9 protein-coding genes are annotated in these 13,629 nt (G+C 58.9%); 4 read left to right on the forward strand and 5 right to left on the reverse strand.

The features are described 5' to 3' along the window. Positions 1-16: 16 nt before the first annotated feature. Positions 17-2,731 carry a magnesium-translocating P-type ATPase gene (gene mgtA / locus JQ845_RS05235; RefSeq protein WP_161718732.1) on the reverse strand — a complete coding sequence of 905 codons (2,715 nt, stop codon included), beginning with the start codon at positions 2,729-2,731 and terminating at the stop codon, positions 17-19. A 1,216-nt stretch (positions 2,732-3,947) separates the two neighbouring features. Between mgtA and JQ845_RS05240 the strand changes: the two genes are divergently transcribed. Together JQ845_RS05240 and JQ845_RS05245 are read left to right on the forward strand one after the other, a co-directional pair. Then, complete coding sequence (locus JQ845_RS05240; protein ID WP_003445663.1) at positions 3,948-4,793, forward strand: site-specific integrase; 846 nt, start codon at positions 3,948-3,950, stop codon at positions 4,791-4,793. An 89-nt stretch (positions 4,794-4,882) separates the two neighbouring features. After that, positions 4,883-5,095, forward strand: coding sequence for a PLD nuclease N-terminal domain-containing protein (locus JQ845_RS05245; RefSeq protein WP_003445661.1), 213 nt, complete (start codon positions 4,883-4,885; stop codon positions 5,093-5,095). Positions 5,096-5,163: 68 nt separating this feature from the next. On the opposite strand, the gene JQ845_RS05250 is transcribed toward JQ845_RS05245, so the two are convergent. Beyond that, positions 5,164-6,252: a polyamine ABC transporter substrate-binding protein gene (locus JQ845_RS05250; protein WP_003445659.1), complete on the reverse strand. Its 1,089-nt coding sequence runs from the start codon at positions 6,250-6,252 to the stop codon at positions 5,164-5,166. Between the two features lie 47 nt (positions 6,253-6,299). After that, positions 6,300-7,598, reverse strand: coding sequence for an NAD(P)/FAD-dependent oxidoreductase (locus JQ845_RS05255; RefSeq protein WP_203008676.1), 1,299 nt, complete (start codon positions 7,596-7,598; stop codon positions 6,300-6,302). Between the two features lie 157 nt (positions 7,599-7,755). On the opposite strand from JQ845_RS05255, the gene JQ845_RS05260 reads away from it, so the two are divergent. Then, positions 7,756-8,649 (forward strand): LysR substrate-binding domain-containing protein, encoded by an 894-nt coding sequence (locus JQ845_RS05260; RefSeq protein ID WP_203008678.1) that lies wholly within the window; start codon positions 7,756-7,758, stop codon positions 8,647-8,649. On the opposite strand, the gene JQ845_RS05265 is transcribed toward JQ845_RS05260, so the two are convergent. Further along, the gene (locus JQ845_RS05265) at positions 8,630-9,085 is read right to left on the reverse strand and encodes a GNAT family N-acetyltransferase (protein ID WP_003445651.1); all 456 of its coding nucleotides are present in this window, start codon (positions 9,083-9,085) and stop codon (positions 8,630-8,632) included. The two genes, JQ845_RS05260 and JQ845_RS05265, sit on opposite strands and share 20 nt — an antisense overlap. A 395-nt stretch (positions 9,086-9,480) precedes the next feature. On the opposite strand from JQ845_RS05265, the gene JQ845_RS05270 reads away from it, so the two are divergent. Continuing rightward, a complete protein-coding gene (locus JQ845_RS05270) occupies positions 9,481-11,028 on the forward strand; it encodes a TerC family protein (RefSeq protein WP_003445648.1) in 1,548 nt (515 codons plus the stop codon). Positions 11,029-11,106: 78 nt separating this feature from the next. On the opposite strand, the gene JQ845_RS05275 is transcribed toward JQ845_RS05270, so the two are convergent. Further along, entirely contained in the window at positions 11,107-13,527 is a 2,421-nt protein-coding gene (locus JQ845_RS05275; RefSeq protein ID WP_202210747.1) for a glucose/quinate/shikimate family membrane-bound PQQ-dependent dehydrogenase, read from the reverse strand. Between the last annotated feature and the right edge of the window lie 102 nt (positions 13,528-13,629).

Here is a 13,629-nt window from a genome sequence, read left to right on the forward strand (position 1 = left end):
CGCCCGCAGATTCAGCTCAGAACCACTGCTTGAAGCGGCGGATGTAGAGGGTTTTCATCAACTGTGCAACGCAGCAGTAGCTGAACAGGGTGGCCACCAGCCAGGGGAAGTACGACAGCGGCAGCGGCTCAAGGCCGACCATGGTGCCCAGCGGCGAGAACGGCACGTAGATGCCCAGCACAATGACAATCAGGGTCATCATGATCACCGGCCATGCGGCAGTGCTCTGGATGAAGGGGATTTTTCGGGTGCGCAGCATGTGCACCACCAGGGTTTGCGAGAGCAGGCCCTCGATGAACCAGCCGGACTGGAACAGGGTCTGCATTTCCACGCTGTTGGCCGAGAACACGTACCACATCAGGGCAAAGGTGGTGATGTCAAAGATCGACGAGGTCGGCCCGATCCAGATCATGAACCGGCCGATGTTTTTCGCATCCCACTTGCGCGGTTTTTGCAGGTACTCCTTGTCCATCTTGTCCCAGGGCAGCGCCAGCTGGGAGATGTCGTACATCAGGTTCTGCAGCAGCAGGTGGATCGACAGCATCGGCAGGAAAGGGATGAAGGCACTCGCCACCAGTACCGAGAACACGTTGCCGAAGTTGGAGCTGGCGGTCATGTTCAGGTACTTCATGATATTGCCGAAGGTTTCGCGGCCTTTGAGCACGCCTTCTTCCAGCACCATCAGGCTCTTTTCCAGGAGGATGATGTCGGCCGACTCTTTGGCGATGTCCGTGCCGCTGTCCACCGAAATGCCCACGTCCGCATCGCGCAGGGCCGGGGCATCGTTAATCCCGTCGCCGAGAAAGCCGACCGTGTGACCATTGGCCTGCAGTGCCTTGAGCACCCGGGACTTCTGCAGCGGAGTGAGCTTGGCGAACACCGTGCGCTGCTCCACCTCCAGTTGCAGCGTGGCGTCGTCCATGGCCTCTATTTCAGGACCGAGCAACGGCGAGCCTGGCTCCAGTCCCACCTGGCGGCAGATTTTACCGGTGACTGTGGCGTTATCGCCGGTCAGTACTTTTACCGCTACCCCTATTGCCTGCAGCGCGGCAATCGCCGGGCCGGCGGTTTCTTTTGGCGGGTCGAGGAAGGTGAGCAAGCCGCGGATGACCAGATCCCGCTCATCGCCGGTGGTGTATTGCTTTTGTGACTGGGCCTTGGGAATTTCACGGGTGGCAACCAGCAGTACCCGGAAGCCGTCTTCGTTGTAGCCGCTGGCCAGTTCCAGCAACTGCTGGCGGCGCAACGGGTCCAGCGCAACGCTGGCGGTGCCTTCCATGACATGGGTGCAGATGGCGAGCATTTCCTCTACTGCGCCTTTACATACCAGCAGGTGGTCACCCCGTTTGTCCTTGACCACGACCGTCAGGCGTCGGCGGACAAAGTCGAAAGGCAGTTCATCGACCTTGCGGTAGGCAAACGGCACTTTGAACTTTGGATCCTGTGTAGAGAACTGCACCACCGCCTGATCCATCAGGTTGCGCACGCCACTTTGGTGATGGCTGTTGAGCCAGGCCAGGGCCAGTACCGACTCATCGCGCTTGCCGCTGGCGTCCACGTGGTGCTCAAGGATGATGTGATCCTGGGTCAGGGTGCCGGTCTTGTCGGTGCACAACACATCCATCGAACCGAGGTTCTGGATCGCATTCAGGCGCTTGACCACCACTTTGCGTTTGGCCATGGCGGTGGCGCCCTTGGCCAGGTTGGCGCTGACAATCATTGGCAGCATTTCCGGGGTCAGGCCGACCGCCACTGCCAGGGCAAACATTAAGGCATCGCCCCAGTCGCCCTTGGAGAACCCGTTGAGGAAAAACACAATGGGCACCATGACCAGCATGAAGCGGATCAGCAGCCAGCTGACGCTGTTGACTCCCCGATCGAATGCCGTTTGCGAGCGCGAGCCGACGATGGCTTTGGCCAGCGAACCAAAATAGGTCCGGGGGCCGGTGGCAACCACCACGGCGCGGGCTGTACCGCTTACTACGTTGGTGCCCATGAAGCAGATGTTGGGCAGGTCCAGCAGGTTGCTCTGGTCGGCTGCCATGCCGGAGGCGGACTTTTGTGTGACGTCTCCCAGGGTGTCGTATTTCTCCACGGGTAAAGCTTCGCCCGTGAGTACGGCCTGGCTGATAAACAGATCGCGGGATTCAATCAGGCGAATGTCCGCGGGGATCATGTCTCCGGCGGACAGTTGCACGATATCGCCGGCCACCAGATTGCGCATCGGGATTTCAAGCACCCGGGGCCTGGCACCGTCCTTTTCGCGGCGCAGTACGGTGGCCGTGGTGCGGACCATGGCCTTGAGCGCTTCGGCGGATTTGGCCGAGCGGTGCTCCTGCCAGAACCGCAGCACGCTGCTGAGGCCGACCATCAACCCGATGATGATGACTTTGGTCAGGTCGCTTTCTTCACCGTCACGCAGCGGAATCCAGTAGTCGGTGAAAAAGCTGATCACCGCCAGGGTCAGCAGGACGTAAATGAAAGGGTTATGCAGTGCCAGCAGGAACTGCACGATCGCATGGGGCGGCTTGTCGTGGGCCACCTCGTTGTAACCCTCCAGTTGCAGGCGTTTCGAGGCCTCGAGCAGGGTCAGGCCGTCGGTGGTGGCCTTGACGTTCGCCAGGGTCGCCGACAGTCCGTTCTGTGCTTCACGTGCGGCACGCATGGACAGTTTTGCACGGTCTGCAGCGCTGTTTTTATCCAGTGCTTTGGGGGTTTTCAATGCGCTCATAGGGGGCTGCTCCTGTCGCCTGTTTTAATCCGGACATACATGCGACTTGCCTTTCTGGAGGCAAACAGCAGTCGTCCGGTGCGAAAGTCGGCGATCGGTTTAAATAAGTTTTAGGTGCAGTTGTATGTTTCGCTACAACAGCGCTATTAATCAGCGGGCAACAGGAAACTTCCAATCTGGTTCATAAAGAACAGCAGTCAGATAACGATGTTTATCAGGCGGAAGTTAATCGATGGCAGAACTTTCTTTGCAGAAGGTTCTGCGCTCGATTAAACCGTGCTTATCCGGCGCGAGCGGCTGTGTAGAAACTCGGCGCGCGGGCAAGCAGGCGAACGGGGCCACAACACGGAGGGTCCTGGGATTCGTTGATGCTCCAGCGCTGTTCCAGTTGCCCTGTGCCGGGGCTGACCCGCCAGTGCACCTGGCGGTGCACAGGTTTTGCGCCGGGAACGGCAGTGGAGAAGGGGGATTGCCGAGCAAAGGCAGGCTCACGGCAGAGCTTGACCCGCATGCTCGAGCTAAAGGCGCGGACGCCAGGTAGTACAAAGGTTTTAAAGGTCATAACACACCTCGTGACCGGGCTGATGCCGGGGAGGTCGTTACGTTGGAGCGTCAGGCTCTAGCGCAATTGACCCCGCCGTGCAGGCGAGTCCTGTCAATGTCTTGGTTAATTGCCCGGAGCTCCGCATTCGCGGTGACCGGACAGCGTCTAGATACTGTGTCCATTGGCTTCTTTTGTGAGGTTTAAAAAAGACCGAAGTAATTCGGCCTGCGCAATCTACTCAGTCAGGTAACTCATGTCAAGGTTAAACAGGCACAAGTAAGGGCGGTACAGCCAATGTTCAGAAACGGGAAAGTGTATTAAAAACAGTCACCGCTTGAATATGACAATAATAAAACTCAATAGCCGAAGAGTGGGGCGCCGAAGTGTGCTGTCAGCAAACGCCATGTAAGGCATTGAAGTTCAAAAGCACGGGTTGCATCCGGGCTGTAGCAGCGGCTGCTGCCCGATGGTGCTGCCATCACCTAAACGCTATAACTGCACGGACAATCTATAGGTTTGGGTTATATTAGGGGCTGTTTCAGCCCCGTATCGAGATTGGTTTTGTCGACTATTGACCCCGCAGCAACGCAGGTTTCAGCCATTGCATTAACTCAGGTTCAAACGCCTGTTGCGCTTTACCTTGCGCGTCTTGCGCCATCGAGCCGTCAGACCATGCGTTATGTATTGCAGGAGGCGGCGGATCGCCTGGGGGCTGAGGATGTCGCCATCGATGAGTTTCCGTGGCATCAACTGCAGCCGGGGCATATCACCGCGCTGGTGTCTGCACTGCGCGCAGATGGCTATGCGCCCAATACCTCCTCGCTGTACGTGAATGCCATCCGCGGCGTGATGAATCAGGCCTGGCAGCAAAGCCTGATCACCCAGGATCATTTGTTGAAGATCCGTGCGGTAAAGGCGGGAGGTGGTTCGCGTCTGACCAAGGGCCGTAATCTACGCCGTACCCTGATTCGTGAACTGATGGATGTCTGTGCTGCCGACCCGCGCCCCCAGGGCCTGAGGGATGCGGCAATCATTGCAATTTTGTATGGCTCGGGGATGCGCAAGTCGGAATCGGTGAACATGGACCTGTGGCAGGTGAATGTTGAGGAGCGCAGCCTGCGGGTGGTGGGTAAAGGCAACAAGGAACTGATCAAGTTCGCTCCGGCCTGGGCCTTTGAAAAGCTCGAGCAGTGGCTGGCGTTTCGACGGGACAACCTGCCGGACGGAGCCAGTGACGACGACTTCTTGTTCAACCGGATTCGTCGCGGCAATCACATCACCCGCGAGCGCCTTACCAAGCATGCGATTTACTACATCGCCAAACAGCGCGGCCGGCAGGTCGGGGTCGACATCATGCCCCATGACTTTCGCCGTTCATTCATCACCCGGGTGATCGAAGAGTACGACGTTTCCATTGCGCAAAAACTGGCCCACCACGCCAACATTGCGACCACCGTCAGCTATGACGTGCGCGATGACAATGAGCGGCGCAATGTGACTGACCGCTTTATGTTGTGACTGGCAACGCCCAGGCCCGCAGCACTGAAAAAACAATGAACCCTCGCGGCATGCCCCCACCTAAAGCTTTACAACCTGGGAGGTGATGCATGCAAATCGAGCAAATTTGGGTCGTACTGGCCATTATCCTGCTGCTGATCGAGTTCTGGACCATCAGCCGCGTGCTTAAAAGCGCAGCCCCTGCAAGCAGTCGGCTGATGTGGGTGGCGGTCATTATCTTCGTGCCATTATTCGGCATGCTGGCGTGGCTGGTGGCCGGGTCGAAAAAGCACAGAAGGGATTCGTCTTCGGTCTCGAGGTGAGCCGCAAGAGCGCTATGAATAACCCCAAGCTGCAGGAGCCAACTCGCTCCTGCAGGGGGCTTGCCGACTCAGGTATTGGTCTTCAGCTTGGTCCACAGGCGCGTGGTGAGCCGGGCAATTTTGGCCGGCAGGTCCTCGACCGTGAACAGTGTGTCTATCACTTCTTTTGACGGATAGATGGCAGGGTCCTGTTTCACCTCTGACGAGAGATAGGCATCCGCTGCAAGGTTGGGGTTGGCGTAGTGGATGTTGTTGCTGATATCGGCAATCACCTGGGGCGTGAGCAGGTAGTTCATGTAGGTGTAGGCGTTCTTTTCATGGGGCGCGCTTTTGGGCATGACCACCATGTCCATCCACAAGGTGGAGCCTTCCCTGGGGACCGAGTAAGCGATGTTGATCCCGTTCCTGGCTTCCTTGGCACTGGCGGCTGCCTGCACCACATCGCCGTTAAAACCTATCACTGCACAGATATTGCCGTTGGCCAGATCGCTGATGTACTTCGATGCGTGAAAGTACTGAACGTAAGGCCGGATTTTCAGCAGAGCCTGTTCGGCTTTCTTGTAGTCTTGCGGGTCATGGCTGTGGTGCGGCAGGCCTAGATAGTTAAGGGTGACAGGTAGCACCTGGGTCGGGTTGTCGATGATTGCGACGCCGCACTGGCTCAGCTTCTTGATGTTGTTTTCATCAAAAAACAGGCTCCAGGACTGCGTGACATCGGTGGTACCGAAGATCTGCTTGATCTTGTCCACGTTATAGCCGATGCCTGCAGTACCCCACATGTAGGGGAAGCCGTACTGGTTGCCCGGGTCGTTCACCTCGAGCTTTTTCATCAGCACCGGGTCGAGGTTTTTCCAGTTGGGCAACTGGCTGCGGTCGAGCTTTTGTATGGCCCCCGCCTTGATCAGCCGGGACAGGAAGTGGTTGGACGGGCTGACCACGTCATAACCGGTGTTGCCGGTCATCAACTTGGACTCCAGCACTTCGTTGCTGTCGTGGATATCGTAAGTCGTCTTGATCCCCGTTTGCCTGGTAAACGAGGGCAGGGTGTCATCCGCGATATAGCCGTTCCAGTTGGAGATATTGACTGTCTCGTCTGCGTAGCTGGCTGCCGAAAACGCGGCCAGCATGACCGCCAGGGAAATCGTGTTGATGTGCATGTTCAATCACCTTTTCGAGGAGCTTTTATTTTTTTCGTCACAGTGCATCAGATTTCGGTTCTGGCCCTGACCGCTTCCACGCGCATGCGCAACACGGCGCCGATGTCGAAGAACGGGCGCGGCGGTAGCCAGCCCGGCCGTGCCCGGTCCATGACTGACTGCAACAGCGGGGAGCTGGCGCCACTGGCCATTTCCGCCAGCAACCGGCCCCACAGGGTGCCGCGTGCCACGCCGGAGCCATTGCAGCCGGCGACGGCAAACACCCGTTCCTGGACCTTGGCGAAATAAGGCTGGCCGCTGCGTGTGGCGCTCAGGTGACCGGTCCAGGTGTAGTCAATGTCTTGCTCGGTGAGCCCCGGGAAGCGTCGTTGCAAGCCCAGCGCGTGGTGTTTGCGCCGCTGTATCAAATCGCTGTCGGACAGGTCTTTGGTGCGGTATTCGGCGGTGTTGCGGATCATCACCCGGCGGTCCGGAGTCAGGCGTACGGTTGCGCCGAGGGGGCGTGTGGAAAGTACGCCCCAGGGCTCGACGCTGCCGATGGCCGCGTATTCCCGGTCTGTCAGGGGGCGGGTCAGGCTGGCGCTGAGTTCCATGGGGAAGGTGGCGCTGTTGTCGATCCCGGCGCGCGGAATGAAAGCGTTGAGGCACACCAGAACCTGTCCGGCCTCGATGCTGCCTTGGGTGCCAGTGGCACGCACGCCGCCGCGCACGGGTTCGAGGCCGCTGATCTCGGTGTTCTCGAATACGGTGACATTGGCTGGCAGTGCATCCAGCAGGCCTTTGACGTACTTCGCCGGCTGCAGCAGAGCGTTGCCATTACCGCACCAGATCGCCGCCCGATAGTGACGGGTCCCCAGTTTTTGGGCGAGTTGTCCGCCCTCCAGAAACTGTGCCGAGGCCCCCACGGCACTGAGGGTTTTAAGCTTGGCTTCGATGTGGGTCAGCTTGGCGGGATCATTGACCGCGAAGTAGTAACCCGAATCGCGGTATTCGCACTCAATGCCGTGGCGGCTGATGCGCTTGCGTACTTCTTCGCCGGCGGCGCAGCCGATTGCAGAGTCGACCTCAAAACCGGCGAAGCCGCTGTGGCCGATCAGCTCATCATCGCCGGGGTTTTCGTGGGACACCGCGTAGCCGGAGTTGCGCGCTGAGGCCCCCTGGGCTGCGCGCTGCCGATCGACCACGACGATACGCGCCTCAGGGTACATTTCCGCCAGGGAATGGGCGGCACTGAGCCCGGTGATACCGGCGCCAATAATCAGCCAGTCAGCTTTTTCCGGCCCCTTGAGGTGATCGCGGCCCGGGGAGGTTCCTGCCAGGGCAATCCAGCCACATTGATTTTTCACGTAACACCTCATTCAACGGTTGCGGCGCCTCCTGCTTGGGTGAATACATGCGCAAATCGCATGGCTGTTATCAGGTGGCGCCCTCTATAGCTGGAATTTATGACGAACACGGTGATATAACCAACGTTATAAATTCATTGATCGATTCCAAAAGCGCATGGATACAATTAGCCACGTACCGTCTCTACAGGGCCTGCAGGCGCTGGTTGCAGTTGCCGATTCGGGCAGCTTCACCCTAGCGGCGCAGGCGCTGTGTCTGACCCAAAGCGCAGTCAGTCGCAAGATCCAGCAACTGGAAGGGCATTTCGGTGTACCGCTGTTCGCCAGAAACAGTCGCAGCGTGCACCTGACGGCTGAAGGCGAAGAGGTGCTGGGCAGCGCGCGCACCATTCTTGCGCAGTTGCGGGCGCTGGAAGACCGGCTTTCACCGCAAAAGCGTCCGTTTCGTATCCGCATGCACGTCTCCCTGGCCGTGCGCTGGTTACTGCCCAAGCTCAGTGACTTCTACCTGCAGCATCCGGACATAGCCCTGTCGATCGAAACCGTTGCCACCGAGATCGTTGAGCCCGCCAGCGACAGTGATGCCTACATCCTCTATCTGCCGGAGCCCCGCACTGACCCGGCCTGTCTGGTGCTGTTCGATGAGGCACTGGTGCCGGTTTGCTCCCCGGATCTGGGGCCGCTGACGTCAATGGATGACCTGGCAGGTTTCCCGTTGCTGCACCGTTCGGCCGACAAGCAGGCGTGGATCGACTGGCTGTCAGCCAATCACGGCAACCCCCTGGAGAGCTATCGTCACATCCCGTTCAACCTCGATGAGCTGGCACTGGATGCTGCGGCCCGGGGGCTTGGGGTCGCAGTGACGGACATGACTCTGGCCGATGAGTCGATCCAGCGCGGGGTGCTGGTGATTCCGTTTGGCGAGCCATTGAAAACCGGCGGCAATTACTCGTTGTGCCCACAGCCCCTGGCCGCCGGACACCCGGCCTGTTCCCGGGTGCTGCAGTGGTTCGCGGAGCAGGCGCAACAGGCTAGGGTGCCAGGTGCTTGAGCATGATGACGGTGCGTTCGGCACCGTGGAATTCGTCGCGGATTTTTTCAAAACCCAGGCGGGCGTAAAAGCCTTCGGCGGTGATCGAAGAGGGCACCCTTAACTCTTGCAGGCCGTGCTGCCCTGCAACGGATTCGATTCTGGCCATAAGCTGCTTGCCGATTCCCGTGCCCTGGTGGCCGGGAGCGACGAATACACTGCGAATTACCTGCTGGTCCAGGCTTGCCGTTGCGACCACGGCCCCATCAAGAATTGCCACATAGACTTGACGCTGGATGATCAAGCCCAGGATCTGTGGGGCCGCAAAGCTTTGCTCCACCCGGGCGATGACGTCGGGCGGGTAGTCCAGGGCATTGGATTGGCGAAGTGCAGCGATCACCACCTTGCTGATGGCCGCTGCATCTTCGGCACGGGCAGCTCGAACCAGAACGCTCATAAGTGATTTATCCGTTGTGATGGTATTGGCGAACTACTTTAGACCTTGCTGCCGACGTCGGCCGCTCTTGATAGCTCAGTCAAATTTTGTAATAAGTCTGTTACTCAGAAAACTCTGATTGCGCTGTAGGATTGCATCCCCAATTTACTAAAGGTTTATATGAACACCCTGATGGAGCCTCCCAGTTGCTGCTTTCTGTCAGCAACCCGTTTGTTTTCAGCCTCTGTTGCTGATCGTTTATCTCATCTCTCCAGCGTTTCCAGCCTGACCGGTACATCCCGTGTCTTGCGCTTGCCTGTCTGTCCTGAATTTCCTGTGGCCACTGCCTGCCAGAGGATCGACCCGGGCGCAGCATTCTCATCATCCCCAACCCCTCAAGAGCGCGCGTAAGCATTATGGAATGGATTGCTGATCCTACGGCCTGGCTAGGCCTGCTGACCTTGATTGTGCTGGAGTTGGTGCTGGGCATCGACAACCTGGTGTTTATTGCCATCCTGGCGGACAAGTTGCCGCCCGAGCAGCGCGACCGCGCCCGGGTCATTGGTCTGACCCTGGCGCTATTGATGCGCCTGGGCCTGCTGGCCAGCATCTCGTGGATGGTGACGCTGACCGAGCCCCTGTTCGAAGTGTTTGAAAAATCCTTTTCGGGGCGCGACCTGATCATGCTGTTCGGTGGTCTGTTCCTGTTGTTCAAAGCCACCATGGAGCTGCATGAACGGCTCGAGGGGCATGTCGCAGAGCGTTCATCCAACGCTGTGTATGCCATGTTCTGGCCGATCGTGGCGCAGATTGTGGTGCTGGACGCGGTGTTCTCGCTGGATGCGGTGATTACCGCGGTGGGCATGGTCGAGCATTTGTCCGTGATGATGATCGCGGTGGTGATCTCCATTGGCCTGATGATCATTGCCAGCAAGCCGCTGACCCGCTTCGTCAACAGTCACCCGACCGTGATCATGCTGTGTCTGGGCTTTTTGATGATGATCGGTTTCAGCCTTACCGCTGAAGGCCTGGGCTTCCACATTCCCAAGGGCTATCTGTACGCTGCCATCGGCTTCTCGATCTTGATCGAGGTCTTCAACCAGATTGCCCGCGCGCAACGTAAACGCAGCCTGCAAGGTGTGCGCCCGATGCGTGAGCGCACCGCCCATGCCGTGATGCGTTTGCTGGGCGGGCGTACCCTGAGTGCCGACGAAGTCGGTGAGGAAATTGCGGACATGCTGGAAGGCGGCGCCAGCGAAGAGGTGTTCCACCGTCGCGAGCGGGTCATGATCAGTGGTGTTCTGCAACTGGCGGAGCGGCCCATACGCACAGTCATGACCCCGCGCACGGAGATTGATCACATCGATCTGGCAGATTCGGCCGAGAGCATTCGCGCAAAGCTGATGCATTCGTCCTACTCCAGGTTGCCGGTGATCAGGGCAGGGCGCATCGATGAGCCATTGGGCTTTGTGCACAAGAAGGAGCTGTTGAAAGAGTTGTTGGCCGGCCATCAACCCGATCTGGAAGCCATGGCCCGCAAGACCATCAACTTGCTGGACAGTTTCTCGATCCTCAATGCTCTGGAGCAGATGCGCAAAGAGTCCACCCACATCGCTTTCGTGATCAACGAGTTCGGTGACTTCACCGGCCTGCTGACCATGACCGATATTCTGGAGTCGATTGCCGGCGAGTTGCCGGACGCCAGTGAAATCGAAGGCCCGAACATTGTGGTCCAAGGGGATGGTTACTTAGTGAGCGGCGCCTTGAATCTGAGTCAGATAGCCCTGCACACCGGTTTCCCGGCCAAGGCCACGGATGACTATCAAACACTGGCTGGAATGGTCATGAGTTTGCTGGACCGTCTGCCTGTGATTGGCGACAGCCTGACCTGGGAAGGGTGGAACCTGAGGGTGATGGAGGTTGAAGAGCGGCGGGTGACCAGGGTGCTGCTTAGCAAAGCGTAATCTGTAGGAGCGAACTTGCTCGCGAGTTCTTCGCTGTTGCGAAAGACTCGCGGGCAAGCGCGCCCCTACAGGGCTGTTTTACTCTTTGTCAGGCAACGCGTAAGCGATCACGTAGTCACCGCGATCGGCTGACTGGCGTGCGCCACTGGCGGTGATGACAACGTACTGCTTGCCGGTTTTAGGCGACACAAAGGTCATCGGGCCGCCCTGGCTGCCGACTGGCAAGCGGGCCTTCCAGGCCTCTTCACCATTGGCCGAGTTGAAGGCGCGCAGGTAATAGTCCTGAGTCCCCGCGATGAAAATCAGACCGCCCTGGGTGGACAGCGTACCGCCCAGGGTAGGCATGCCGATTGGCAATGGCAGGTGCATCTTGACCCCCAGCGGGCCAGTGTCCTGAACAGTGCCGACCGGTACTTGCCAGGCAATTTTCTGGGTCTTCATGTCGATGGCAGTCAGGGTGCCGAACGGCGGAGCCTGGCAAGGGATGCCGGCGATGGACAGGAAGCGGTTCTTGTTCACTGCATACGGCGTGCCTTTGAGCGGTACTGCGCCCATGCCGGTATTCAGTGCTTCGCCGCCGGAGTTGGCCACCGCTTCTTTTTTCTGCGGCACCATCTGGATCCACAGGCCCAGACGCATGTCGTTGACGAAAATAAAGCCGTGCACCGGATCAGTCGACAGACCGCCCCAGTTCATGCCCCCCAGTGAGCCCGGGAAGCTCAGCGACACATCGGTACCAGGTGCGGTAAACAGGCCGTCGTAACGCATTTTCTTGAACGAAATGCGGCACAGCATCTGATCGAACGGGGTTGCGCCCCACATGTCCGACTCGGTCAGTTTTTGCGCACCAATCTGCGGCATGCCCACCGATTTCGGCTGGGTCAGCGAGTAGGGTTCGTTCGGAATGTTGGAGGCTTTGACCGCTACTTCTTCAACTTTGGTCAGTGGCTGGCCGGTGTGGCGATCCAGAACAAAAATCTGACCGGCCTTGGTGCCGATCACCAGCGCCGGGACCTTGCTGCCGTCAGGCTTGGCAAAGTCGATCAGCGTCGGCTGCATGGGCAAGTCGAAGTCCCACAGATCGTTATGAACGGTCTGATAGACCCACTTTTCATCACCGGTCGAGGCGTTGAGTGCCAGCACCGAAGCGCCGTACTTGTGGTCCAGAGCCGTGCGTTCAACACCGTAGATGTCGGTGGACGAACTGCCCATCGGCAAGAAGATGGTGTTCATCAGCGGGTCATAGGACATCGGCGCCCAGCTGTTGGGCGTGCTGCGAACGTAGGTCTGACCCTCTGCCGGAGCCTGTTTGTCTTGCGGATTGCCAGGGTCGAACGCCCAGCGCATGGCGCCGGTGATTACGTCAAAGCCGCGGATCACGCCGCCAGGCATGTCGGTCTGCACGTTATCGGCAACCCGGCCGCCAACCACCACTGTGGTACCTGCCATCAACGGTGCCGACGACAGCTGGTAAAAGGAGTCAGGCACATTGCCCAGACCGGCTTTCAGATCAACCTGGCCATTGGTGCCGAAGTCCTGGCAGAACTTGCCGGTGTCAGCATCCACCGCGATCAGGCGCGCATCGATGGTGTTGGTGAGCAGGCGACGCTGGCAGGCAGCGCCGGGGGCAACAGCCACTGGCACGGCAGGGGTGCTGCCATCAGTCGGCTGGGCAACCGGTGCGCTGGCATCGAAGTACGCCAGGCCCCGGCAACGTTGCCAGACAGCCGATTTTGCATCGATGTTGTTCTTCCACAGCTCTTTACCGGTATCGGCATCCAGAGCGATGAGGTTGTTGTGCGGGGTGCAGATAAACACCTTGTCGCCCACTTGCAACGGGGTCAGCTGGTCTTCTGCGCCATTGCCGTCGCTGATCGCCACGTCGCCGGTCTGGTAAGTCCAGGCGGGTACCAGATCGGCAACGTTACTGCGGTTGATCTGGTCCAGTGCGGCAAAGCGGCTGCCACCTTCGTCATTACCGTAGTGTGCCCAGTCTTTCTGGGCATTGGCCGGGTCGACCTTGGTCAGGCCCGGGCCGTCGCCGGTAGCCGACACCGTGGCGTGGGGTTGAAACATGCCCCAGAAACCGCCAGCGATGGCCACTGCCAGCACCGCGCCCAGCGCGTAACCCCCGTTCCCGCTCAGGCCGTTGGCCTTGCGCAGAGAAGGGTAAGCCAGCGCCACCACCAGGCTCAGCACGGCCAGGGCGAACAGGCGCGAAACCAGCGGCCAGAACACCAGCCCGGCATCCAGCAGGGCCCAGACAATCGACGCAACCATCACGGCAGCGAACAGCCAGACGCCTGAAAGGCGTTGTTTGAACATTAATACCGACGCGGCAATCATTCCGAGACCGGCCAGCAGGAAATACAGGCTGCCACCAAGGGTGGCGAGATAGCCGCCGCCGGCGACGAACAGCAATCCGAAAACCAGCACGCCGAGGGCTGCGACCCAAACGGGCCAGCGGCTCACGGAGGCCGAAGGTTGAGAATTATTCATGGTGCATGACCCTACTGATGCATGAGCGATTGAGGTGGGAGCAGCCTAATTAGGTATAGCTGTTTCCATTACAGAGTGGCTGGGGAAGCCTTTGCAGCGCCT

The organism is Pseudomonas paraversuta, from assembly GCF_904063065.1.
Classification (GTDB): Bacteria; Pseudomonadota; Gammaproteobacteria; order Pseudomonadales; family Pseudomonadaceae; genus Aquipseudomonas; species Aquipseudomonas paraversuta.